The sequence below is a fragment of the Citrobacter sp. RHBSTW-00671 genome (genome assembly GCF_014103415.1).
Lineage (GTDB): Bacteria > Pseudomonadota > Gammaproteobacteria > Enterobacterales > Enterobacteriaceae > Citrobacter.
This window is the reverse complement of record NZ_JABXPR010000001.1, coordinates 1,967,174-1,992,027: the sequence shown is the minus strand read 5'-3', so window position 1 is coordinate 1,992,027 and position 24,854 is coordinate 1,967,174. Positions and strand designations below refer to the sequence as shown.

17 protein-coding genes are annotated in these 24,854 nt (G+C 52.4%); 4 read left to right on the top strand and 13 right to left on the bottom strand.

Annotated features, from left to right (window positions below):
- From eutQ to HV261_RS09370, 7 genes are all read right to left on the bottom strand, one after another.
- Positions 1 to 708: an ethanolamine utilization acetate kinase EutQ gene (gene eutQ / locus HV261_RS09400; protein WP_202038102.1), complete on the bottom strand. Its 708-nt coding sequence runs from the start codon at positions 706 to 708 to the stop codon at positions 1 to 3.
- The gene (gene eutP, locus HV261_RS09395) at positions 686 to 1,165 is read right to left on the bottom strand and encodes an ethanolamine utilization acetate kinase EutP (RefSeq protein ID WP_016153958.1); all 480 of its coding nucleotides are present in this window, start codon (positions 1,163 to 1,165) and stop codon (positions 686 to 688) included. The genes eutQ and eutP overlap by 23 nt, the downstream gene beginning before the upstream one ends.
- 12 nt (positions 1,166 to 1,177) lie before the next feature.
- The gene (eutS, locus tag HV261_RS09390; RefSeq protein ID WP_137384748.1) at positions 1,178 to 1,513 is read right to left on the bottom strand and encodes an ethanolamine utilization microcompartment protein EutS; all 336 of its coding nucleotides are present in this window, start codon (positions 1,511 to 1,513) and stop codon (positions 1,178 to 1,180) included.
- A 225-nt stretch (positions 1,514 to 1,738) separates the two neighbouring features.
- Positions 1,739 to 3,193, bottom strand: coding sequence for an MdtP family multidrug efflux transporter outer membrane subunit (locus HV261_RS09385; protein WP_202038101.1), 1,455 nt, complete (start codon positions 3,191 to 3,193; stop codon positions 1,739 to 1,741).
- A 14-nt stretch (positions 3,194 to 3,207) separates the two neighbouring features.
- Positions 3,208 to 5,238: a multidrug efflux transporter permease subunit MdtO gene (gene mdtO, locus HV261_RS09380; protein ID WP_202038100.1), complete on the bottom strand. Its 2,031-nt coding sequence runs from the start codon at positions 5,236 to 5,238 to the stop codon at positions 3,208 to 3,210.
- The gene (gene mdtN / locus HV261_RS09375; protein ID WP_202038099.1) at positions 5,238 to 6,269 is read right to left on the bottom strand and encodes a multidrug transporter subunit MdtN; all 1,032 of its coding nucleotides are present in this window, start codon (positions 6,267 to 6,269) and stop codon (positions 5,238 to 5,240) included. Before mdtN ends, mdtO begins: the two co-directional genes overlap by 1 nt.
- Positions 6,270 to 6,288: 19 nt before the next feature.
- Entirely contained in the window at positions 6,289 to 6,564 is a 276-nt protein-coding gene (locus tag HV261_RS09370; protein ID WP_202038098.1) for a YtcA family lipoprotein, read from the bottom strand.
- A gap of 404 nt (positions 6,565 to 6,968) precedes the next feature.
- Here HV261_RS09370 and HV261_RS09365 point away from each other — a divergent pair, with 404 nt between their 5' ends.
- Positions 6,969 to 8,210: an anaerobic sulfatase maturase gene (locus HV261_RS09365; protein ID WP_202038097.1), complete on the top strand. Its 1,242-nt coding sequence runs from the start codon at positions 6,969 to 6,971 to the stop codon at positions 8,208 to 8,210.
- Between the two features lie 43 nt (positions 8,211 to 8,253).
- Here the strand turns inward: HV261_RS09365 and HV261_RS09360 are convergent, their stop codons facing one another.
- Positions 8,254 to 9,906, bottom strand: coding sequence for a sulfatase-like hydrolase/transferase (locus HV261_RS09360; protein ID WP_202038096.1), 1,653 nt, complete (start codon positions 9,904 to 9,906; stop codon positions 8,254 to 8,256).
- A 624-nt stretch (positions 9,907 to 10,530) separates the two neighbouring features.
- Positions 10,531 to 12,810, bottom strand: coding sequence for an NADP-dependent oxaloacetate-decarboxylating malate dehydrogenase (gene maeB, locus HV261_RS09355; protein WP_202038095.1), 2,280 nt, complete (start codon positions 12,808 to 12,810; stop codon positions 10,531 to 10,533).
- Positions 12,811 to 13,215: 405 nt separating this feature from the next.
- Here maeB and tkt point away from each other — a divergent pair, with 405 nt between their 5' ends.
- Positions 13,216 to 15,210 (top strand): transketolase, encoded by a 1,995-nt coding sequence (gene tkt, locus HV261_RS09350; protein WP_202038094.1) that lies wholly within the window; start codon positions 13,216 to 13,218, stop codon positions 15,208 to 15,210.
- 82 nt (positions 15,211 to 15,292) lie between these two features.
- On the opposite strand, the gene HV261_RS09345 is transcribed toward tkt, so the two are convergent.
- From HV261_RS09345 to aegA, 3 genes are all read right to left on the bottom strand, one after another.
- Positions 15,293 to 16,336: a DUF1176 domain-containing protein gene (locus HV261_RS09345; RefSeq protein ID WP_202038093.1), complete on the bottom strand. Its 1,044-nt coding sequence runs from the start codon at positions 16,334 to 16,336 to the stop codon at positions 15,293 to 15,295.
- A gap of 124 nt (positions 16,337 to 16,460) precedes the next feature.
- Entirely contained in the window at positions 16,461 to 17,036 is a 576-nt protein-coding gene (gene nudK, locus HV261_RS09340; RefSeq protein WP_202038092.1) for a GDP-mannose pyrophosphatase NudK, read from the bottom strand.
- A 67-nt stretch (positions 17,037 to 17,103) separates the two neighbouring features.
- Complete coding sequence (gene aegA, locus HV261_RS09335; RefSeq protein ID WP_202038091.1) at positions 17,104 to 19,083, bottom strand: formate-dependent uric acid utilization protein AegA; 1,980 nt, start codon at positions 19,081 to 19,083, stop codon at positions 17,104 to 17,106.
- Positions 19,084 to 19,347: 264 nt separating this feature from the next.
- On the opposite strand from aegA, the gene narQ reads away from it, so the two are divergent.
- Together narQ and acrD are read left to right on the top strand one after the other, a co-directional pair.
- A complete protein-coding gene (gene narQ, locus HV261_RS09330) occupies positions 19,348 to 21,045 on the top strand; it encodes a nitrate/nitrite two-component system sensor histidine kinase NarQ (protein ID WP_202038090.1) in 1,698 nt (565 codons plus the stop codon).
- Between the two features lie 183 nt (positions 21,046 to 21,228).
- Complete coding sequence (gene acrD, locus HV261_RS09325) at positions 21,229 to 24,342, top strand: multidrug efflux RND transporter permease AcrD (protein ID WP_202038089.1); 3,114 nt, start codon at positions 21,229 to 21,231, stop codon at positions 24,340 to 24,342.
- Positions 24,343 to 24,416: 74 nt separating this feature from the next.
- Here acrD and ypfM read toward each other — a convergent pair whose 3' ends face one another.
- Positions 24,417 to 24,476, bottom strand: coding sequence for a protein YpfM (ypfM, locus tag HV261_RS09320; protein WP_001386977.1), 60 nt, complete (start codon positions 24,474 to 24,476; stop codon positions 24,417 to 24,419).
- Between the last annotated feature and the right edge of the window lie 378 nt (positions 24,477 to 24,854).

The following is a 24,854-nucleotide window of genomic DNA, read 5'->3' as shown; positions in this document are numbered from 1 at the left end:
TTAGCAGGACTGCCAGTTCGCAGGCCAGGCCACATACAGGAATTTCACGGTCGATGGCGTACCAAACTCGATGCTGGAGCCTTTCGGGATAAACATCACATCCCCGGCTTTCGCAATCATGGTTTCACCTTCATGACGAACGTGCAGTTCGCCTTCCAGAATCATGTCGATTTCGTCGTAGTTCAGCGTCCATGGGAAAAAAGCGTTATCCCACTGCATGAAGCCGGCGGCCATGCTGCTGCCGTCCTGATCGGTCACTAAGTCGGTTAAGCCGACGCAGTGCGGTTGAGCACCGTCAAAACGACCAAACTTCACGCTGCTGCCGTCAATGACTTTCACGCCGCCTTTGCCGGTAACCGAGTTAAAGCTCGGCTGCATTCCGCCCTGCTCCAGCGACTGCTTCTCCTTCATGACTTTATCCATCAGCTGCGCGACCAGGCTTTCAGTGAACTGCCCTTCCGGCAGTTGCGCGATGATGGTTTCGCGAATGCGCTGACTTTCCGATTTGCCATCATCCACTGGAGCGGCCGCCGCGGCAGTTGCTGCAACTGGCGCTGATTCGTCGCATTCAGTGATAGTGACGCCCAGCAGCTCCGCGACCTCGCGAGCCTCCGGGGTGATGATGCTGGCGCGCAGAACAACCGACAATTCCTGTTCGCCGCGTGCGTGGGCCGCACGAATATCGTTAGCTGTGATGAGTTTTTTCACCTGCCCTTTCCTCCTTTTGGCTGAGCTCAGTCAGATAATCCACCAGGTGCTGCACGCTGCGCGGGTCATGGCTATTGAGTTCAAAAATTGGCTCCTGAAACCCTATCCCGCGAAGTAGTTGTCGCGTTGCGGCGACGTCGGCATCCGGCATGTCCGTTTTGCTGATAACGGCGATTTGTCGTTTACTGGCGCCGATATCCAACAGCCCGGCAGGTAAGCGACTTTCTTTATCATTTGCCGCGTGTATATAAATCAACGTATCAACATCTTGCAGCGTGGTAATTAAGGCGTGATACCAGCGCGGATGGCTAAAATATTCTCCGGGTGTATCGATATCACCGTTTTCATTAAACTCCACGGCCTGCGTTTTTCTGGCGAGGGAATAATTTCCCTGGAGCGCATTAAAAAGCGTTGTTTTCCCCGCCCCGACCGTACCGACAAAAGCAATACGTTTCATCGCCGCCTCTGATTAACTTTTTGTCAGGTTGCACAAAGTGAAATTTAATACCCGACCCAGGCCGCTCACGGTCTGCAATAATGCTTCTTCGACCGCCCCAACAGAGCCGTAGATCACCAGCGCACCGCTGAATCTATCGAGAAAACCGATATGTACATCCGCGGCCTTCATAGCCAAATCACCGGCAATCATCGCGGTTTCGCCCGGCGTCAGCGTCATAATGCCGATAGCACCCGCTTCGGGAACGCCGATCTTTTTCGCCAGTTCTTCGCCAGGGTGCGCAATGAGATGCGCCAGCGTGACCTGTTTCCCCGGCACAAATTCCTGAATGATGCGTTCTTTTTCCATTGCTCACCGCCTCCGCTAAAACTGTCCTCATCGTGGCAATTTTTTGTCAGAGTAAATAACAAAATTCGGCAACCAGGTTTAAAAGGTGAGGTAGATCACTAAGAAAGGGAAAATAAAAATAAGGGTTAAAAATCAGGATGAGGTGATTTATTAATGCGGGGGAGAGTGTGCGTATAAAAAATGCCGAGTGAAGGGCTTCACGCGGCATCATCACGACTTTTCAAACTATTCTTTTGTCACTGCTGGAGCCTGGTAACCGCCCCCCAGCGATTTCATTAGCTGAATATTTTGAATAACCCGCTGGGTGTCCAGGATGAGTAGCGATATCTCTTCCGCCAGAACGGGAAGCCGGGCTTCGGTTGCCTGTAAGCGGCTTCCCAGACCACGTTGAAAGGCGGCTTCAGCGGCAGCCTGGGTATAGCGCATCGCCTCAACCCGGTCTAGTTGCATTCCTCGTTCTTCATTCAGCGTCTGCAAACGCGTACCGTTGATCGCAACATCGCGCACGGCGTCGAGTACCTGTTGATTATAGCGTTCAATCATCATGTTACTGGCGGCCCGGGTGTGCTGCAGGTTGGCATTGAGACGCCCGCCATCGAACAACGGCAGGCGCAAGCCAGGAATGAAGTTAATCTGCTTGCTGGTACTTTTAAACAGCTGGTCGAGATGAATTGCATCCAGACCAAAAAACGCTTTGATATCGAAACTCGGATAGAACAGCGCGCGAGCGGCATCCACCTGGCTTAGCGATGCCTGCACGTACCAGCGCATCGCCTGTAAATCAGGACGTCTGGCGAGCAATTCATACGATAGCGTTGCTGGAATACCGGTTTGTATCTGCGGCAAAGCAATCGGCTTGATATCAGGAAAATCGCTGGTACCGATCAGCGCCCGCAGCGACTCCCGCGTTTCTTTGATTTGCCCTTTTACCGCCGCAATCTGTTTGTCCACTGCCAGCATCTGCGCTTTGGCACCGTGGTACGGCACCTTCGCTTCCAGCCCGTGGGCAACTTTGCTCTGGTGAGCTTTCACGGCGAAATCAATAACGTCACGGGTTTGTTGCAACAGATCAAGCATCTGATAGCTAGCCTGCATACTGTAATAAAGCTGCGCTACGCCAGCACTGAGAGACAGCTCAACCGCCGCCGTCTCAGCAAGTGCAGCATTTTGCGCGCCGATGGCCGCCGCAACCGCTGAACGATGCACGCCCCACAGATCAAGATCCAGACCGGCAAACAACCCCACCGTCGCTTCAGTGTAGTAAGGGCCATCCATACCAAGCTTTGGCGCATCCATCGCATAAGGGCTAAGGAAGCCGTTGGCCGAAACCCGTTGCCGGTTGACCATCCCTAATGCGGCAACCTGGAGCCGCGATCCGGCCTCTAGCAGATCGGCCTGCGATTGTGCCTGCTCTTCGCGCAGTTTCGCCTCAGCCAGCGTATGCGAGCCGGAAAGCGTGCGCTGAATCAGAGTGTCCAGTTGCGGATCGTTGAACTGACGCCACCATTGCGCCTGCGGCCCCCCCTGGCTGGCGAGATGAATGTCATCGGCCAGTTTGATTTGATCGGGCTGAATAGACTGATGCTGGGCAGAATCTTTACGTATCAGCGCACAACCGGTGAGCGCTGTGGTGCTGGCAAGAATGCCGCAAAGTAGTAATCGTGGAAGGTTACTGGTCATAGTTGAGAGACTCCTTACACCGGCTCTCTGGCTGGCGATTGATCCGTGTGGGTCCAGTCGGGTAAACGGATCATCTGCTGCATGACGCATTGCTCCTGTTTGTCTGACCCGGATAATTTTTCCAAAGAGGAGGATGAGAGCGTGATATCAGGAGGTGAACTCGTGCCGCTCGTCAGGCCCTGCGCGTATTTTTCTAACGCATCGGCAAAACGGGCCGCTCTCGCCTGCTGCGCTTCATCGTCCAGCATTCCGGCATGCTCCCAGGTCGTTTCCCAGGCATAAAGAATTTCTCGCCCCTGGTGAATAACCTGCTGGCCGTAATTAACCAGCCTGATGCGCTCACCGGCATCCAGATGACGCTCTAATGCCACCCGCTCGCAGATTTCCTCGCAGCCGCTGATGGTGGCCAGAAAACCGATGCGCAGTTGCAAATAGTTGCGCTGAGCCACCGCATCCTGCGGGCGCGGAATACGCATAAGCTTACTGAGTATCCCCAGCGCATCCGCCAGCTTTTTCGGCAGCGCGCCCGCTTCGCTTTCGGGCCAGATGAAGGTGTAGACAACGGCTGAAACCGCAGTACCAATCAGGATCCCGATGGCACGATCGCGTACTTCAACCAGGTCGTAGATCGGCCCGAATGTGTTCTCAAGCGTTGCCAGTGCGAAAGTGACGACCATCTGCGTACCGATGTAGGACGAGCGTTCCGAGCCGGTGGCGATCCACGCACCAAGCAGGAATATCGGTGTCAGAACACACAATAATTCAACGATACCGTCTAGCCAGGGCATGATAAAAATCGTCACCAGCAGCGCTAAAATTGCGCCACATAGCGCACCGCCAAAGCGCAACGCCATTTTCTGATACGACGAAGCAATACTGGCATTCGCCACAATGATGCAGGTCAGCATACAGGTGTGGATGCCTTCCCAATCGACGCCGGAATAAAAGACATAGCAAATCAGGCATGCCAGCAGCGTTTTCAGGGCATAGCGGATATAGACCGGGTTGGTAAACGCATCAGCAGCCATTGACGGCGGCTTCGCTGCCGGGGTTGGCAGCGCGTCGGGATCCATATGCCCTTGCTGTAACAACATCTGACAGAGCGTTTGCAGACCACACGCCTGCGCGACGGCACTCTCGTCAGCGCTGAGATGCCATTCGCTACGCCAGGGTTCACCCTGAGTAATCGCATTTTGCAGCCCGGCAATTTCACCGCGCAGCTTACTGATTAACTCGCCGGTTGGCGGGTCGCTGGGTATGGCCGAAATATCAAAGCGGTTAAGCGTGGCATATATCCAGGTCACCGTTGTGACACAGGTCTGCCACCAGGCGCTTCTTGCGCGCCAGTCAGCATCATCAGCCATGCAAAAGACGTTAAGCTTTTGCAGAGCCAGCGCTTCTTTCTCAATGTTTTTTTCTGCCAGAGGCACAACGGGCGACGTCAAATGGCTAACTGCGTCATCCAGCCTCTCGCAAAGCGCCGTGCGCATCTGCAGAACCGCCCGGCTGGGAAACCACAAAACGCCGGTCAGCACCATCAGCAGGGTGGGATAGAGGCCAACCACAATACACCACAGCGTTAAACGCAGTACGATATCCGGATAATCGAGCATCCCCGGAAAGGTTTGGCCATATACCGCCACAATGGCAACGGCGAAAAAGACCAAACCCAGGCGATGGGTGCGCATCATAAACATGCTTCCCAACACAATCAGGCTGGCAATACCCATGCGTAGTAACGGATAGCTGTAGGTCCATTTGTAGATCAGCAGCAGGCTACAAATCTCAAGTACGGTGGCGACCACAAACAGAATCGCCACAAATTTGGTATAAAAGGCGTTGGACTGAATACCGTAAAACAGCACCGCCAGCGATATTGCCAGGAATGGGATTTCAAAGGTCATTGAAACCAGCACCACCACCAGGCAATTCACCCATAGCAGCATCGTCTGATGGGTCCGCCCCGGACGCCGCTCGCTTAGCTCTTCATGAAAGAATGCCAGCAGCCGAACCCATGACATCGGTAAATAATTGAGGGCGCGCATTATTGCGGCTCGAGCGTTGCGACAGCCGAAGCGCCAATACGAAACATCTCTGCATCCGGTTTATCCACCCTAATTTTCACCGGAAAACGCTGTGCCACGCGGACCCAGTTAATTGAGCGGGATACGTGCGGTAATCCTCCCAGCACAATGCCGCCATCATCGGGCAGCACCCCGTAGCCAATCGAATCCACTTTTCCCTGGAAGGTTCTGCCAGAATCGCTCATCAAATGAAGAGTCGCGGGAACGCCCGGGCGAATATTTTTTAAGTCCGTCTCGCGAAAATTAGCGATGACATACCACTGGCGTGTGTCGATCAGGGTAAATACGGGCTTCATTGCTGAAGCAAACTGGCCGACGGACGTTTTCAGAGAAACAATCCGTCCATCAAAAGGTGCACGAACAATCGTCATATCCAGATAGAGCTTAGTCAGGGCGATATCAGCCTGTACAACCTCACGCTGGGCCACCAGCGCATCAACGCCGCTCACGGCGCTGGCCGCCTGCTGTGCCTGGAGTAAAATAGCATTGAGATCGGCCGCGGCGGCCCGCTGCGCCGTTCTGGCGCGGTCAACATCTTCCGCCGAGACAAAGCCTTCCGATAACAAAGGCTCGGTGCGGCGCAATGTATCACCCGCCTGTTTTGCCGCGGCGCGCGCTTTTGCAACTGCCGCCTGAACGGAATCAGCACCGTATTTTTGTGCATCTACGCTGCGCTGGGTCAGCATAATCTGCTTATCAAGCGCGGCAAGCGCGGCTTCCGCCTTCGCCAGATTGGCTTGATACTGGCGCGGATCGATGCGGAAAAGCAGATCCCCCTGCTTGACCGGCTGGTTATCTTTTACCGCCAGCTCGACAATGCGCCCACTGACTTCGGGTACAACGTCAATGGTATCCGCAGCGGCATAGGCATCATTTGTTGACGGCGAACTGTCCACTCGCCAGATCACAAACACCAACACGACCAACGTCAGTAGTACCAGAATCAAGGCCGGTATTTTTTTACCCAGCGATTTTTTCAGTGAACTTTCCATGAGGGCATCTCAACATGAATTAAAAAAACACCAGCCAGAACAGCATGGAGTAGAGGATGAAAAGGCTGGTATACACAATAGCGGGGAATCCCGGCCGTATATTTCTGTAAGTAATCAATCGCCGGGTGAGCAATGTCAGAAGAACGCCCATAATAATGCAAAATAGCCAACCAGGATAATATGCGCCGATAACGGGAATAGCGGGCGACAGGGTACATCCGGTTAATAATATCGCTGGCGTAAGCCAGAAAATCTTTTCAACTTGCGTCACAATACGGGATTTAGATTTTTGCATAATGAAATACATCCTGTTTATTGCGAACAATATCCTGAGTGAATATAAAATATCTTAAGAAGGTAAAAGTATCGCTACCCATTACTAATAGTAAACTCTTTTATCAACTCACCGCATTCATAACTTATATTTAATATCTATTATCTCGTCAAATACATTCAGAAGATGGATAATTAAATGCTTTAAGAAGCTCACAACCAACGTCTCTCCTCATGATATTACCGCGCTATAGTGTCATAATAGCCAACATCAGCATGTATTATTCTGAATTTACGTCTCGACCTCAATAAATTCTCAGGTGATATGGTTGAATGTCATTACTACCAATAGACGCATTGCCCTGCCGCCCCTCTGAGTAAGGCGTCGCAGAGCATCGGAAAATAGTTTTTAAGGGTCAGAGTAATATGTCTCAAAATATATCAACCCGTGCTTTTCATGCTATGGCGAAACCCAGCGGGTCGGACTGCAACCTGAACTGCGCTTACTGCTTCTATCTCGAAAAACACGCTTTATATGACGATGTTTCACAACCTCGTATGAGTGATACGATGCTGGAGCATTATGTCCGCGATTATATCGCCTCATGCGATCCAAAATCAGAGGTGGCATTCACCTGGCAAGGTGGAGAGCCGACGCTACTGGGACTGGATTTTTACCGTCGCGCTGTCGCCCTTCAGACCCAATACGGTGCCGGACGGCAGATCAGCAATAGTTTTCAAACCAACGGCGTGCTGTTAGATGATGCGTGGTGCGAGTTTTTTGTACGCCATAACTTCCTGATTGGCTTATCGCTGGACGGGCCGGAGGATATTCATAACGAATACCGCCTGACTAAGGGTGGCCGTCCGACGCACAAGCTCGTGATGCGTGCTTTAGCGCGGCTTCAGCAGCATGGCGTGCAGTATAACGTGCTGGCCTGCGTGAATCACCATAGCGCCCGGCAGCCGGAGAAAGTGTACGAATTTCTCGTCGCCAGCGGTATCGAGTTTATTCAGTTTATCCCCGTCGTCGAGCGTCTGGCCGACGCATCAGCACAGCAGTCCGGCCTGACGCTACGCTCGCCCGGCGAAGCCTGCGGGACGTTAACATCATGGTCGGTACAACCTGAAGACTATGGTGCATTTCTTTGTCACGTTTTTGACCGCTGGGTTAAGCGTGACGTAGGTAAAGTTTACGTCATGAACATTGAGTGGGCATTCGCCAGCTTTGTCGGCATGCCCGGCGCGGTCTGCCATCACCAGCCTACCTGCGGTCGTTCAGTGGTTGTCGAGCATAATGGCGACGTTTATGCCTGCGATCATTACGTCTACCCGCAATATCATTTAGGCAACATCTGCGAGCAAACCTTTGCCGCGATGCTGGACTCAGCAAAACAGGTTGATTTCGGTAAAGATAAATACACCTCTCTGCCCAATCAGTGCCGTCAGTGTTCGGTACTAAAAGCCTGCTGGGGCGGATGTCCAAAGCATCGTTTTGCGTTAACGGAAGAGGGCAAACCGGGACTGAATTATTTGTGTACCGGGTTTCGCCGCTATTTCCAGCATTTACCGCCATATCTGAAAGCGATGACCGATCTGATGGCGATGGGCCGCCCGGTCAGCGATATTATGCATGCCCATTTACACCATCGCAGAAAAGAAAAATAGCATAACCGGCTGCATAAGAAGCCGGTTATCTACTGAATACAACTTAGAGTTTAATCTGCACTTTAGGCGGGTATTTTTTCAGAATTTCCATGTAGTTATGGGCCTCATCCTGTAAAGGTACCCCCATCGGAATATGGCGTACACCAACGCTTTCATCTTCCTGCGGATTGGTATAGAGGTTAAATATCATCGTTCCTGCCGTTTTCATCACTGCGCCTGTGAAGCCGCCCTGATAGCCGGTTTGCGTGAAAGCGAAAGGCTGCTGGATAAGCAGATGATATTTAAATTCATCGATACGAACCGCCGAAAGCTCACCATTGAGGAAGTAGTGTTCTGCTTTACGGTTTGATTGCCCGCCTTTACCGATAAAGAAAGATGCCTGGTCAACGCCATCAATAAAGGTTTTTTCAGGAACCAGTTTCGCCAGCTCCGCGCCCGGATGGCCTGCCAGTGAAAGACTGGTCGGGAATAAATCCGCCAAATCCACAATCCCGTCGGATCTACGCGGTTGAATCATTCCCTTCCAGTAAACAAACGTCGGCACGCGCACCCCGCCTTCCCACGTTGAGCCTTTCGCGCCACGGAACGGCGTGCGGCCATGTGGCGGCACTTCCGCTTCCGGGCCGTTATCGGAGGTAAAGACGATCAGCGTATTATCCAGTTGCCCGCTGGTCTCCAGCGCTTTGTACAGGTTGGCAAAGACGTCATTCATCTCCACCATACAATCGCTGTAGGAAGTGCGTGCTGGCGAGCGCCCGGCATAATAGGCATTCGGATAGTTATCAAAATGGCAGCCGCGCGTCCCGTAATACAGGAAGAACGGCTTATCTTTCTTCGCCATGCTGTTAATAAACTCAACGCCGTATTTCATCCAACGCTGGTCCAGATCTTCCATATACTTCGGCGTGATTTCGGCTACAGCTTCCTGCTTGCCTCCGCGTACCGCATGGACATCATTTTTATCGAACGGCAGATTCTGAATATACTGGCTACGGGCAGGACTTAGCGCCACTTCCGGGTTCACATTCGGATCACGCCATTCGGTGTACATGTCGGAGACGGAGTTAAAACCGCGGAAATCGTCAAAACCGACGTTTTGCGGCTGCGAACCGGTATTCTCGCCCATGTGCCATTTACCGATGGCTTGCGTGATATAGCCTTGATCGTGCAACAGTTGCGGTAGCGTGGTCAGTCCTTCAAGACCGCCAGGCATACCGTACATTGGCGGCATTAAAATTCCATGGTGAACGGAGTATTGCCCGGTCATGATCGTCGCACGAGTTGGGGAAGAACTCGGTTGCGAATAGGCCGACGTCAGGACTAATCCCTGATTTGCGACGGCATCGATATCCGGCGTCGGGTTACCCACGGCCTCCCCTCCCCCGTTAAAACCGACATCCATCCAGCCGACGTCATCAAGAATGAACACCACAATATTAGGCTTTTTGCCCGTTTTCTTTTCTAACTCGGCCAGCTTCTGCCGTGTATCTTTATCCTGTGCAGGATGAGACATGACCGGCATCAAGTTGTCAGCAATTTTTGTCGCTGGCGTAACAAGATATTGATTGGGATGGTCGTAACCTGCATGTCCATCCTGGGAAGTCGCAACGGCGGGGGTATCTGCCGCGCTGACGGTCAATGGGATCGCTGCGGCAATAGCTATTGCAAGCAGCCTTGGAGAAAATGCTAAGTCCATAAGAATAAGCTCCCTAATTTTTTGTTCCCCAAAGGGGATTGAGACAACAGACATGCCAAATAATGACTTTAGCCATATTTATCGTCATGACTTACTGGTTATTATTGAATTCAATGTAACCGTACCTATTACATTCAACATTACTGGTAGAACGCTGGAAATCATCATGATTTCAGTTACGTCATTTCAATACTACCTCGATATCACCTTTGTAAATGCTATTACGTTAGCAATTCTCTCTGGCCATCAATACAAGTATCAACACTGTGAATAAAATCATTTCATTTGTTACAGCACCGTTCTATTAAATATTAACAAACACCCCATAATTAATTGTATTCAAGTGAATTTCATCACCAATCACAATCCACGCACTTCATACAAAATATAAAGCAATATAATCAATGAATATATTATTAAAATTTTCTTACAAAAAATTAGGTAAAAGACCATTTCATAAAAAATGAAAAACAAATCAAAGAAATGAATATCCTGTTATCTAATGTACAAAAAGACGGGATAATTAATATCGTACATTGATAATATCAAGATTTGAATAATGGTAAAATCAGAGAAAACGAGAAGTGAAGTAAAGGTGCGGGAGAGTTCCCGCACCAGTATATATTACAGCGGCTGTGTTTGGGCTTCTACGACCGCCAGCGCCACCATATTAACGATACGACGAACAGAGGCGATCGGTGTTAATACGTGAACAGGTTTAGCGACCCCCATCAGCACCGGGCCGACCGTTACGCCTTCAGAGCTGGACACGCGTAGTAAGTTGTAACTAATACGCGCCGCTTCCATATTCGGCATCACCAGAATATTGGCGGAGCCTTTCAGCGGACTGTCCGGCATCCGATCGTTACGAATGCTTTCTACCAGCGCGGCGTCGCCGTGCATCTCACCGTCGATCATCAGCTCAGGCGCACGCGCCTTAATCAGCTCCAGCGCGTCGCGCATTTTGCTGGCGGATGGGCAATTGGAAGAGCCAAAGTTAGAGTGCGACAGCAACGCCACTTTCGGTTCGATACCGAAGCGACGCACGGTTTCAGCCGCCATCACGGCGATTTCAGCCAATTGCTCCGGCGTAGGATCGTCGTTGACGTAGGTATCGGCAATAAAGGTGTTGCCGCTTGGCAGCAGCAGCGCGTTCATCGCCCCCGCCGTATGCACACCGTCACGGTGACCGAATACGGCTTGCACCACACTGAAATGCTCGTGATAGTCGCCAATTGTGCCGCAGATCATCGCATCCGCTTCACCGCGCTGCACCATGATCGCGCCGATCACCGTGGTGTTGGCGATCACTGCGCGCTGCGCCTGCTCCTGAGTAATACCGCGACGCTTCATGATCTGGTAATACTCGCTCCAGTACTCTTTGAAGCGAGGATCGGATTCATTGTTGACGATCTCAAAATCAACACCGGCTTTGATCTGCAGCCCCAGTTTCTGGATGCGCATTTCGATCACGCTCGGACGACCAATCAGGATCGGCTTCGCCAGGCCTAAGGTGATCAATTCCTGAGTTGCATGCAGTACACGCGCTTCTTCCCCTTCCGTCAGCACCACGCGCTTCGGCGCTTTACGTGCCAGCGAGAAAATCGGCTTCATGAACAGGTTGGTTTTGTAGACGAACTCACTCAGCTTATCGATGTAAGCATCAAAGTCAGTAATCGGACGCGTCGCCACGCCGGAATCCATCGCCGCTTTCGCTACCGCTGGCGCGATTTTGACAATCAGACGTGGGTCAAACGGTTTAGGAATGATGTATTCCGCGCCGAAGCTCAGATCCTGATCGCCGTAAGCCGAAGCCACGACTTCGCTCTGTTCAGCATGCGCCAGTTCCGCAATCGCGTGTACCGCAGCCAGTTTCATCTCTTCGTTGATGGCGGTAGCACCCACATCCAGCGCACCACGGAAGATGAACGGGAAGCACAGGACGTTGTTGACCTGGTTCGGGTAGTCGGAACGGCCGGTACAGATGATGGCATCAGACCGGACTTGTTTCGCCAACGGCGGCAGGATTTCCGGTTCCGGGTTGGCGAGTGCCAGGATCATTGGCGCACGGGCCATTTTCTTGACCATTTCCTGAGTCAATACTTTCGGACCCGAGCAGCCGAGGAAAATGTCTGCACCGTCAATCACGTCATCCAGCGTACGCTTACCGTCATCTACCACCGCATAAGCCGCTTTGGTTTCCGCCATATTCGGCTCGCGGTCTTTGTAAATCACGCCTTTGGAGTCGCAGACCACAATGTTGTGCTTCTGCATACCCAGCGCCACCAGCAGGTTCATACAGGCAATCGCCGCAGCGCCTGCACCGGACACCACCATGCGCACATCAGAAATATTCTTCTCGACCACCCGCAGACCGTTAAGAATTGCGGCCGTACTGATAATCGCAGTGCCGTGCTGGTCATCATGGAATACCGGAATATTCATGCGCTCACGCAGCTTTTGCTCAATGTAGAAACATTCCGGCGCTTTGATGTCTTCGAGGTTGATACCGCCAAATGTAGGTTCGAGGGCCGCCACAACATTGATAAACTTATCCGGATCGAGTTCATCGACTTCAATATCGAACACGTCAATTCCGGCGAATTTCTTAAACAGAACGCCTTTACCTTCCATTACGGGTTTACCGGCCAGCGCACCGATATTACCCAGTCCCAGCACCGCAGTACCGTTAGAGATAACCGCCACAAGGTTGCCACGCGCGGTATATTTGTAGGCTGCCAGCGGGTCTTTTTCAATTTCAAGGCACGGTGCAGCTACGCCCGGCGAGTAGGCCAGTGCAAGATCGCGCTGTGTCGCCAGCGGCTTGGTCGGAGAAACCTGGATTTTACCGGGTACTGGAAATTCGTGGAAATCGAGGGCGCTTTGTTTTAACTGGTCATCCATCTTGTTGTTCCTTTCACGTATCGATCAATAAAGTGGCGCAGGTAACCCTTCTATACCCTAGATAATTCGAGTTGCATGAAGGCGGCAAGGGAGTGAATACCCAGTCACATAGCGAACTATGTGACTGGGGTGAGCGAGCGTAGCCAACGAACATGCAACTTGAAGTATGACGGGTATATTGAGCCGCACATTATCACCTCAGTCAGCGGCACAAACTTTGAAGGCCTCCAAACTCTCACCATTCAAAGAAAGAATTTGTTATCAATTTATAACAGCTATGTTACCTGCTTAAGCCAGCAATACCATGCCTGTCTGCTATGCTTTTTGCTGACAACGCCCGCAATTTTCCCAAAAGTGTGAATCACAACACGCATCTAACGCTTTACTTTTCAAGGAGTATTTCCTATGACCCGTAAAGAGCTTGCCAATGCCATTCGTGCGCTGAGTATGGATGCCGTCCAAAAAGCTAACTCTGGCCATCCCGGTGCACCGATGGGCATGGCCGATATCGCGGAAGTGCTGTGGAACGATTTTCTCCACCACAACCCAACCGACCCCAGCTGGTACGATCGTGACCGATTTATCCTGTCCAACGGTCATGCCTCTATGTTGCTCTACAGCCTGCTACACCTTTCCGGCTACGATCTGCCGTTAGAAGAGCTAAAGAATTTCCGCCAACTGCACTCAAAGACGCCAGGGCATCCGGAAATTGGCTACACACCGGGCGTGGAAACCACCACGGGTCCACTGGGTCAGGGACTCGCAAACGCGGTTGGGATGGCCATAGCTGAACGGACGCTGGCTGCACAATTTAATCAGCCGGATCACGAAATTGTCAGTCACTTCACCTACGTCTTTATGGGTGACGGCTGTCTGATGGAAGGGATTTCTCACGAAGCCTGCTCACTGGCGGGCACCCTGGGGCTAGGTAAACTGATCGGTTTCTACGATCACAACGGTATCTCGATTGATGGCGAAACCAAAGGCTGGTTTACCGACGATACCGCGAAACGCTTTGAAGCTTATCACTGGCATGTGGTGCACGAGATTGACGGCCACGACCCTGAAGCCGTGAAGCAAGCGATTGTGGAAGCACAGCGCGTTACCGATAAGCCGTCGCTGATTATTTGTCGGACGGTGATTGGTTTTGGCTCCCCCAATAAGGCAGGTAAAGAAGAAGCGCACGGCGCCGCGCTGGGTGAACAAGAAGTGGCGTTGACCCGTCAGAAACTGGGCTGGCATCACCCGGCCTTTGAGATCCCGAAAGAAATTTACCGGGCATGGGATGCACGCGAAAAAGGGGAAAAAGCGCAACAGAACTGGAATGCGAAATTCGCGGCTTACCAACACGCATACCCGGAACTGGCAGCTGAGTTTACTCGCCGGATGTGCGGCGAACTCCCCGACGAATGGGAAAAAACAACCCAGAAATACATTGCCGAACTGCAGGCTAATCCGGCCAAAATCGCCAGCCGCAAAGCTTCGCAAAATACGCTGAATGCCTACGGGCCAATACTTCCTGAACTGCTGGGTGGTTCGGCAGATCTCGCGCCCAGTAACCTGACTATCTGGAAAGGCTCTGCATCCCTGAAAGAAGATCCCGCCGGCAATTATATTCACTACGGCGTGCGTGAGTTTGGCATGACCGCCATTGCCAACGGCATCGCTCATCACGGTGGTTTTGTGCCGTACACGGCGACCTTCCTGATGTTTGTCGAGTATGCGCGTAACGCCGCACGCATGGCGGCACTGATGAAAGCCAGGCAGATCATGGTCTATACCCATGACTCGATTGGCCTGGGAGAAGATGGGCCGACGCACCAGGCCGTCGAACAACTCGCCAGCCTGCGCCTGACACCTAACTTCAACACCTGGCGTCCGTGCGATCAGGTGGAGACCGCGGTCGGCTGGAAGCTGGCGGTGGAGCGTCATGACGGACCCACGGCGTTGATCCTCTCCAGACAGAATCTGGCACAGATTGAACGTACACCCGAGCAGGTGAAGCAGATTGCCCGCGGTGGCTATGTGCTGAAAGACGGTGGAGGAAAACCCGATGTCATCCTGATTGCTACAGGTTCAGAAATGGAAATTACATTGCTGGCGGCGGAAAAACTGACGGGTGAAGGCCGCAATGTCCGCGTAGTTTCACTGCCCTCAACGGATATTTTCGACGCCCAGGATGAGGCTTACCGGGAATCGGTTCTGCCGGCAAACGTGAGCGCACGCGTGGCAGTAGAAGCGGGTATTGCCGACTACTGGTACAAATACGTCGGCCTGAAAGGGGCTATTGTCGGCATGACTGGATATGGAGAATCCGCCCCGGCGGACAAGCTGTTCCCGTTCTTCGGCTTTACGGTGGAGAACATCGTCGACAAAGCGCATAAGGTGCTGAACGCCTGATGGCGATGCTCACGCGTCTTATCAGGCCTACGAAATCTATCACCATCAGGCCGTATAAGGCGCTGTCACATCCGGCATTAAATTAACGCGTGATCCATAGCGTGGGCCAGGCATCTGGTCCATGCCAGTTATCACAGCTTGGCTCTTGTGCGTAACGCACCAAACGAAAGCGCTGGCCGTCAAACCGCCAGCGAGTCTGGATCCCGCAGTCCGATAAACCTCGCCCTTTGGCGAGAGTGACCAACTCACGAGATTTCTCGTCAAACGTGGCATTGGTCAGCTCCATGTCGGTACTGTCTGCATCGGTTTTAAATGGCAGGCTCAGACGTACAGCGCGAGAGGTAAACGGCGTGGTGCGAGAAACGGTCCATGCCAGATCGATGGTGTTGTATGCCCCTGCTTCGCAGCCGATCATCAGCAGAGCTTTATCGTCCGTTAAGGCGAAAACCCGCATCTCACGACGCATGGGATCGAGTGAACAGCGGATGCCATTGATCCGCCAGTTGCCATAATCCAACAGCTCGCTACGCTCCTGTTGAGTAAGTGGCGTTGGCGTGGAATTAACCACCGCCACACCTTTCAGGGCGGGAGCCGGTGGAACGCTGAGCGGCGGCTCGTCTCCTTTCTCAATCCAGGCGGTTTCGCTACCGACGCGCTTTTGTTGCGCATCAATAAACAACAATGCTGCTTTCAGCCCAGACAGAGAAAGCGTTTGCGTACCTTTTTGCAGGGTAATGGCTTTCGCATCCTGCACAGTTTGTAAAAATGTCCCGATGGTAGCCGGATCATCCGTCATCAAATGCCAGGGCGTAATACGCCAGTGTTCACCGGCCAGGGGAAGTGGCGCGCCATCCAGCAGCAAGCGCGGTGCAATATCGGCCTCTTTGACATCAGGAGAATCCATACCGCCAAGTTCAATACGCAACACGGCATCGGTATGCGCCCCGGCACTGCGGCTCAGGGTCATCACCAGGCCGTGATGATCTCCCGTATTTCGCGCCACGCAGAAGTTTTGATTGTTGCAGGTCACCTGCCAATCAGAAAATGCCTGCTGTGCAGGCGCCGCCCACAACAAGCGGGCCGGTAGCAGGCCGAGCAGGAACACGAAAATAATGCGATAGCGCATGGACGGTACAACCCCAAAATCAAAACACACAGCCCAGGCGGTATCTTCCTTGCGCGACTGATGAGGCTCAATAAGAATCGTCGGATTGGCCTGTATCTTTGTAAAGAAATATAAACCCTGACCGCTAATCCATAAGATGCGACAATTGCAGGTAGTTAAGTAACAGCACCGTTTTCCCGTCGCAAATCTCACCCGTTTTGATCATCGATAGTGCCTGTTCAAAAGGCAATTCCAGTACTTCAATATCCTCATCTTCAATACCGCCACCCGCATTGGCCCGTTGGCTGTCACTGTATTGCGCGATAAAAAAGTGAATGATCTCCGTCACGCCGCCCGGCGACATATATAACTCAAAAAGTTTCCGTGCTTCGCCCACTTCAAAGCCGGTCTCTTCAATGGCTTCTTTACGAATGCAAACTTCCGGCTCATCGTTGTCCAGCAATCCGGCGCAGGCTTCAATCAGTTGTCCACTTTCATTGCCGTTGACCCAGGTCGCAATACGAAACTGACGAGTCAGCACGACGGTTTTTTTCTCCGGGTTATACAGTAAAACTGTGGCGCCGTTACCGCGATCGTAAACCTCACGTTTGTGGCGAATGACCTCGCCATTGCTGCGGGTCAGGTCATAGGTGATATTGCGCAGGATGAAGTAGTTATCAGAAAGGACTTTATCTTTGATGAGGGTAATTTTTTGCGACATACCGGCTCCACAGCAAGAAGTGAGAAATAATACTACGCCGTGAAACCGGGTTTGTCTTGACCTTAGGCTAGTGAGATTTGACTGATTTTACACCCAGCCAGTCAATGATGCCCTGTGCGGCATGTCGCCCTTCCGCCATCGCAGTAACGACCAGATCCGCACCGCGAACTGCATCACCACCAGCAAAGATTTTCGGATTGCTGGTTTGATAACGGTATGCGCTTTCAACATCAGCGGCAATGCGCCCCCAGTTATCAACCTTAACGCCATGCGACTCCAGCCACGGCATGCCGTGTGGGTGAAAACCAAACGCCATGATCACCGCATCAGCGGGCATGACAAACTCACTCCCGGCGATGGGAACCGGGCGACGACGACCCTGCGCATCCGGTTCGCCAAGCTGAGTACGTAAAAAACGTACACCGCTGACGCGTCCATCGGCATGCAACACCAGCTCAACCGGCTGGACGTTAAACTCGAAGCTTGCTCCTTCTTCACGCGCGTTCTTCACCTCTTTTTTCGAGCCCGGCATGTTGGCTTCATCACGACGATAGGCGCAGGTCACCTGGCTTGCGCCATGACGCAGCGCGGTTCGCACGCAGTCCATTGCCGTATCGCCTCCGCCCAGCACAACCACGTTCAATCCTGCGGTATCGATAAACGGCTCTTCAGGCAGTTCCTCCAGCCCCATCACCTGCTTGGTGTTGGCAATCAGGAACGGCAGCGCATCATAAACGCCCGGCGCATCTTCATTTGGCAGATCGGCTTTCATCGAACGATAGGTACCAACTCCCACAAATACGGCGTCGTAATCGTCCAGCAGCGAGGAGAGCGCCACGTCTTTACCCACTTCGCAGTTAAGTTCGAAATGAATACCCATGGCGCTAAAGATTTCACGGCGGCGCGCCAGCAACGATTTGTCCAGCTTGAAAGCCGGAATACCAAACGTCAGCAAGCCGCCGATTTCTGGATGACGATCGAACACGGTAGCGCTGATGCCATTTCGCGCTAACACATCCGCGCAGGCCAGACCGGCCGGACCTGCGCCAATAATGGCGACACGTTTATCGACTTTCTGCACATGGCTAAGGTCGGGTCGCCATCCTTTGCTCAGCGCACGGTCAGAAATATAACGTTCAATATTGCCGATAGTCACCGCGCCATGTTCGTTCCGCACCGTGCAGGCCCCTTCGCACAGTCGGTCCTGTGGACAGACGCGCCCGGTCACCTCCGGCAGGCAGTTAGTCTGGTGAGAAAGTTCTACCGCCGCATCAATGTTCCCGGCTTTGACCAGTTCAATCCACTGCGGGATGTGGTTATGTAGCGGACAGGTCCATTCGCAAATACTGTGCTCGCCGCATTTCAGGCAACGAGACGCTTCCCGCTCTGCCTGCACCGTACGAAATGGCAGGTATATTTCATCAAAGCTGGTTTTACGGGCTTCTATCGCCAATTTATCCGGTTCACCGCGCGGCGTCGTCGCCTGCATCTGCTCACGCCTGGTGAGCTGATGGGGCGTAAAATCGGTCGCGCTGGCATGCCAGGGCTGACTTTCAAGGCTCGCCGTACGCAGCCGACGTGCTTTTGATAATCCGGTAAGCGAGTTTTCCGTCACCAGTTGCAACGCCTGCGCCGGACAGTTCTCCACGCAAGCCGGGCCCTCTTCACGCCCCTGACACAGGTCGCATTTGTGCGCCGTTGCTTTTACCTTTCCTTTAGCGACAGGAGTAAGTACGATCTGCATCGTACCAAAAGGACAGGCAACGACGCATGATTTGCAGCCAATACACTTTTGCGCATTTACCTGAACGCTGTCGTGCTCATGACTAATGGCCCCATTCGGGCAACTTCTGGCGCAAGGGGCATCTTCGCAGTGGTGGCAGGTGACTGCACTGCGCTGTTGCTGATGCTTGATGACGGTAATTCGGGGCTGAAAATGCCGTTGGCTCAGGACATGTTGCTCGTCATTGTGGGCCATGACACAGGCGACCTCACAGGCGTGGCATCCCAGGCACTGTTGGCTATTGACCATAATAAAACGATTCATGGCTTCCTTCTTTTTTGGTTGCGAAAACCTTATTCTTTATATGACTGTTGTTATTAACCGACCCTGAAGAGGGCGGCAATGTTCATTTGCCCAGGAAGCACAACTATTTATCCAGAACCTGTGGCAGATCAATTTATTTCATCGAATATGAAATTGTGTTTCATTTAACGTTCAGTTTCATGATTACTTTTTTAACATTTATCAAATACGCTGAATCGTTCAGGTTGAGTCGGAGCGTGGCGTGAATTGTGTGAGGGTGCGCAAGTGACGGTAAAGCGTCCGGTCTCGGCCAGCCTGGCTAAGGCTTTTTTCTATATAGTGTTGCTGTCGATTCTCTCAACGGGTATTGCACTGCTTACGCTGACCAGCAGCTTGCGGGATGCTGAAGCCATCAATATTGCCGGCTCTCTGCGTATGCAAAGCTATCGATTAGGTTACGATTTGCAAAGCCAGAGCCCGCAGTTAAACGCCCACCGTCAGCTTTTCCAGCAGGCGCTTAACGCGCCAGCATTGCAAAACCTGAATGCCTGGTATGTTCCGCAAGCGGTAAAAAGTCGCTATGGCCGCCTGCATGCTAACTGGCTGGAAATGAACGCCCGTCTGATCGATGGCGACTTGCAGTGGTATCAGTCCAATATCAACAACTACGTCGATCAAATCGATCTCTTCGTGCTGGCGTTGCAGCATTATGCCGAGCGCAAAGTGATGCTGGTTTTTGGCATATCGCTGGCGGGAGGGATCGGCATCTTCACCCTCGTCTTCTTTACGCTACGGCGTATTCGCCAGCAGGTCGTGCGCCCGCTGAATAAGCTGGTGATGGCCAGCCAGCATATTGAACACGGTCGGTTTGATATCTCACCGCTGGATACACAACTCCCCAACGAACTGGGATTACTGGCGAAGACGTTTAGCCAGATGTCGAGTGAGTTGCATAAGCTGTACCGCTCGCTGGAAGCCTCCGTCGCCGAGAAAACCCACGATCTCCACGAAGCCAATCGCCGCCTGGAAGTGTTATATCAATGTTCCCAGGCACTGAATACCAGCCAGATTGACGTGTATTGCTTCCGCCATATTTTACAGATTGTCCGCGAACATGACGCCGCGTATTTCCTGGAACTCACCGTCGGAGATAACTGGCGGATCAGCGAAGGAACGAAAAGTGCCGACCTGCCGATGCAGATCCTGCCGGTCACCATGCAGGACACCGTCTATGGCGAACTACACTGGCAAAGCCCTAACGTGAGCGCTTCTACGCCGCTGCTTAATAGTGTGTCAACCATGCTGGGACGCGGCCTGTACTTCAATCAGGCGCAAAAACATTTTCAGCAGCTGTTGTTAATGGAAGAGCGAGCGACCATCGCGCGTGAGCTCCATGACTCGCTGGCACAGGTGCTGTCTTATTTGCGCATTCAGTTAACGCTACTGAAGCGTTCGATTCCGGAAGATAATGCCCCGGCGCAGAGTATCATGGCCGATTTCTCCCAGGCGTTGAACGATGCGTATCGTCAACTGCGCGAGTTGCTCACCACCTTCCGCCTGACCTTACAGCAGGCCGATTTACCTTCCGCCCTGCATGAAATGCTGGAAACGTTGCAAAATCAAACATCTGCTAAACTGACTCTCGATTGTCGGCTGCCAACACTGGCACTGGACGCGCAAATGCAGGTGCATCTGTTACAGATCGTCCGTGAAGCGGTGCTGAATGCCATTAAGCATGCCAATGCCAGCGAAATTGCGGTCAGTTGCGTGACCGCGCCGGATGGTAATCATACCGTTTATATCCGTGATAACGGTGTCGGCATCGGTGAGCCTCATGAGCCTACGGGGCACTACGGTCTGAATATCATGCGTGAGCGCGCAGAGAGGCTCAGCGGTACGTTGACCTTCTCGCAACCTTCCGGAGGAGGCACGCTGGTGAGCATCAGCTTTCGGTCGGCAGAGACCGACAGTCAGCTAACGTAAAGAACAGCAAAGCGTCGGAAAGCCTGAATTCAGGCCTGACGGCGTTGGCACAAAAGGTACGCTGTAAACGGGCATGATAATTTACATTATCTTCTTTTTTTCTCCACGTTTGCCCCGTACCTTGCCGCTACAGTAAGCAAGTCATACGCATAAATATACGCAGAAACACGAGGTCCCCTTTTAATGGCGAATTTTTTCATCGATCGCCCCATTTTTGCCTGGGTGTTAGCTATCCTGTTGTGCCTGACGGGAGCCCTGGCTATTTTTTCGCTGCCCGTTGAGCAATATCCCGACCTGGCACCGCCAAACGTGCGGGTTACCGCAAGCTATCCAGGCGCATCTGCACAAACCCTGGAAAACACGGTGACCCAGGTTATCGAGCAGAACATGACGGGTCTCGACAATCTGATGTATATGTCATCCCAAAGCAGCGGAACCGGTCAGGCGACGGTGACGCTTAGCTTCGTTGCCGGGACCGATCCTGATGAAGCTGTACAGCAGGTGCAAAACCAGCTGCAATCGGCGATGCGTAAACTGCCGCAGGCGGTACAGGATCAGGGTGTTACGGTGCGAAAAACCGGGGATACCAATATTCTGACCATCGCTTTTGTGTCTACCGATGGCTCAATGGATAAGCAAGATATTGCCGACTACGTGGCAAGTAATATTCAGGACCCGCTTAGCCGTATTAACGGTGTAGGGGATATTGATGCTTACGGTTCACAGTATTCCATGCGTATCTGGCTCGATCCGGCCAAACTTAACAGCTTCCAGATGACCGCCAAAGATGTGACTGACGCTATCGAGTCACAGAATGCGCAGATTGCGGTTGGCCAGCTTGGCGGTACCCCTTCGGTGGACAAACAGGCGTTGAATGCGACGATCAACGCGCAGTCGCTACTACAAACGCCGGAACAGTTCCGCGATATTACACTACGCGTTAACCAGGACGGCTCGGAGGTCAGATTAGGCGATGTGGCAACGGTCGAAATGGGGGCCGAGAAGTACGACTACCTTAGCCGCTTTAATGGCAACCCGGCTTCCGGACTTGGGGTGAAACTGGCCTCCGGCGCCAATGAAATGGCAACAGCGGAACTGGTCATCAACCGCCTCGATGAGCTGTCGCAGTATTTTCCGCACGGGCTGGAATACAAGGTGGCCTATGAAACCACCTCCTTCGTCAAAGCGTCGATTATCGATGTGGTGAAAACGCTGCTCGAAGCTATCGCGCTGGTTTTCCTTGTGATGTACCTGTTCCTGCAAAACTTCCGCGCCACGCTGATCCCGACCATCGCCGTTCCTGTCGTTTTGATGGGTACCTTCTCCGTGCTTTACGCCTTTGGCTACAGCGTTAACACCTTAACAATGTTTGCGATGGTGCTGGCGATCGGCCTGCTGGTTGATGACGCTATCGTGGTGGTGGAAAACGTCGAGCGTATTATGAGTGAGGAAGGTCTCTCACCACGTGAAGCGACGCGAAAATCGATGGGGCAAATCCAGGGCGCGCTGGTCGGTATCGCCATGGTGCTGTCGGCGGTCTTTATTCCAATGGCCTTCTTTGGCGGCACTACCGGGGCCATTTATCGCCAGTTCTCGATTACTATCGTCTCCGCGATGGTGCTGTCCGTTCTGGTGGCGATGATCCTCACCCCTGCCCTGTGCGCTACGCTACTTAAACCGCTGCATAAAGGTGAGCATCACGGTCAAACAGGCTTCTTCGGCTGGTTTAACCGGATGTTTAACCGCAACGCTGAGCGTTACGAAAAAGGCGTTGCCCGAATTTTGCATCGCAGCCTGCGCTGGATACTGATCTACGGACTGCTGCTTGGCGGGATGGTATTCCTGTTCCTGCGCCTGCCAACGTCCTTCTTGCCGTTAGAAGACCGCGGGATGTTTACCACCTCGGTACAGTTGCCGAGCGGCTCCACGCAGCAGCAAACATTAAAAGTCGTTGAGGAAGTCGAGAAGTACTACTTCACCCACGAAAAAGACAACATTATGTCGGTCTTTTCCACGGTCGGTTCCGGCCCTGGCGGGAACGGTCAAAACGTGGCGCGTATGTTTGTCCGCTTAAAAGACTGGGATCAGCGCGACACCACTACCGGGACGTCTTTCGCCATTATCGAACGCGCGACCAAAGCCTTCAATAAGATTAAAGAAGCCCGCGTCTTCGCCAGTAGTCCTCCGGCCATCAGCGGTCTTGGTAGTTCCGCCGGTTTCGATATGGAATTACAGGACCACGCCGGTGCAGGCCATGACGCGTTAATGGCCGCACGCGACAAACTCATTGAGCTGGCCGGGAAAGACGCTTCACTGACCCGTGTTCGCCATAACGGTCTGGATGACAGTCCGCAACTGCAAATTGATATCGATCAGCGTAAAGCTCAGGCGCTGGGCGTTTCCATTGACGACATCAACGACACATTGCAGACGGCGTGGGGCTCCAGTTACGTAAACGACTTTATGGACAGGGGCCGTGTGAAGAAGGTTTACGTCCAGGCTGCGGCAAAATACCGCATGCTCCCGGACGATATTAACCTGTGGTACGTGCGCAATAGCAGCGGCGGCATGGTGCCATTCTCCGCGTTTGCCACTTCGCGCTGGGAAACCGGCTCACCGCGTCTGGAGCGATATAACGGTTATTCTGCTGTTGAAATCGTCGGCGAAGCCGCACCCGGAGTCAGTACTGGTACGGCAATGGACGTGATGGAGTCGCTGGTTCGCCAGTTACCAACCGGATTTGGCCTTGAATGGACGGCGATGTCTTATCAGGAACGGTTATCGGGATCTCAGGCTCCTGCCCTGTACGCCATTTCGCTGTTGGTCGTGTTCCTGTGTCTGGCTGCGCTGTACGAGAGCTGGTCGGTACCGTTCTCCGTTATGCTGGTCGTACCGTTGGGGGTCATTGGCGCGCTGCTGGCGACCTGGATGCGCGGTCTGGAAAACGACGTTTATTTCCAGGTTGGCTTATTAACGGTAATCGGGCTATCGGCGAAGAACGCGATACTGATTGTTGAATTCGCCAACGAGATGAACGAAAAAGGGCACGACCTGCTCGACGCTACGCTGCATGCGTGTCGCCAACGTTTACGTCCGATTCTCATGACATCGCTGGCGTTTATCTTCGGGGTACTGCCGATGACAATCAGCAGCGGTGCTGGCTCCGGCGGCCAGCATGCGGTTGGGACCGGTGTCATGGGTGGGATGATTTCAGCCACCATTCTGGCGATTTTCTTCGTCCCGCTGTTCTTTGTGCTGGTGCGTAGACGCTTCCCGCTGAAGCCACGCCCAGAATAATCGGGCACAAAAAAGGCGACTTACGATGAGTCGCCTTTTTCATCCTTTTCAGGATATGAATTTCTTCCAGAAAATTATTTACGAAGCATCACTTCGATAAAGTCTTTCCAGTTCCCCAGTTCACGTTCAATCATAACGACCTCTCTTATTATTATGGGCATTCTACGAAATCATCCTCATTAAAAGAAGATAATTTAACCGATGGTTGTGATTACATCCTCCAGTGCCTGGGGTCATGTCATCACTATGCGCTATACCCATAAATTTTATGTGACTCACTGCAATATTTTGAAATATTCACACATAATCTACGACTTTGACAATTTTGATGGAAAAACAGACTGATGCAAACAGGTTTATTCTGAAATACTGATCGACGTGAAATTTTGGAACTTTCAGGAATCATTATTCACCGTTGTTCAACAATGTTATATTTTTCTATAACGAATGAATGACAATATGTATTATCAGAAACGCGAGAATACAAGAATAAGTATTCAAAATACGTCAAT

Excerpts from the sequence above, each read along its gene's own strand:
- HV261_RS09345 (WP_202038093.1), bottom strand. The coding sequence starts at position 16,336 with ATGCGCTATCGCATTATTTTCGTGTTCCTGCTCGGCCTGCTACCGGCC.
- mdtO (WP_202038100.1), bottom strand. The coding sequence starts at position 5,238 with ATGCGCGCCCTCAATTATTTACCGATGTCATGGGTTCGGCTGCTGGCA.
- HV261_RS09370 (WP_202038098.1), bottom strand. The coding sequence starts at position 6,564 with ATGCAAAAATCTAAATCCCGTATTGTGACGCAAGTTGAAAAGATTTTC.
- eutP (WP_016153958.1), bottom strand. The coding sequence starts at position 1,165 with ATGAAACGTATTGCTTTTGTCGGTACGGTCGGGGCGGGGAAAACAACG.
- aegA (WP_202038091.1), bottom strand. The coding sequence starts at position 19,083 with ATGAATCGTTTTATTATGGTCAATAGCCAACAGTGCCTGGGATGCCAC.
- eutS (WP_137384748.1), bottom strand. The coding sequence starts at position 1,513 with ATGGAAAAAGAACGCATCATTCAGGAATTTGTGCCGGGGAAACAGGTC.
- HV261_RS09385 (WP_202038101.1), bottom strand. The coding sequence starts at position 3,193 with ATGACCAGTAACCTTCCACGATTACTACTTTGCGGCATTCTTGCCAGC.
- nudK (WP_202038092.1), bottom strand. The coding sequence starts at position 17,036 with ATGTCGCAAAAAATTACCCTCATCAAAGATAAAGTCCTTTCTGATAAC.
- HV261_RS09360 (WP_202038096.1), bottom strand. The coding sequence starts at position 9,906 with ATGGACTTAGCATTTTCTCCAAGGCTGCTTGCAATAGCTATTGCCGCA.
- HV261_RS09365 (WP_202038097.1), top strand. The coding sequence starts at position 6,969 with ATGTCTCAAAATATATCAACCCGTGCTTTTCATGCTATGGCGAAACCC.
- mdtN (WP_202038099.1), bottom strand. The coding sequence starts at position 6,269 with ATGGAAAGTTCACTGAAAAAATCGCTGGGTAAAAAAATACCGGCCTTG.
- tkt (WP_202038094.1), top strand. The coding sequence starts at position 13,216 with ATGACCCGTAAAGAGCTTGCCAATGCCATTCGTGCGCTGAGTATGGAT.
- maeB (WP_202038095.1), bottom strand. The coding sequence starts at position 12,810 with ATGGATGACCAGTTAAAACAAAGCGCCCTCGATTTCCACGAATTTCCA.
- acrD (WP_202038089.1), top strand. The coding sequence starts at position 21,229 with ATGGCGAATTTTTTCATCGATCGCCCCATTTTTGCCTGGGTGTTAGCT.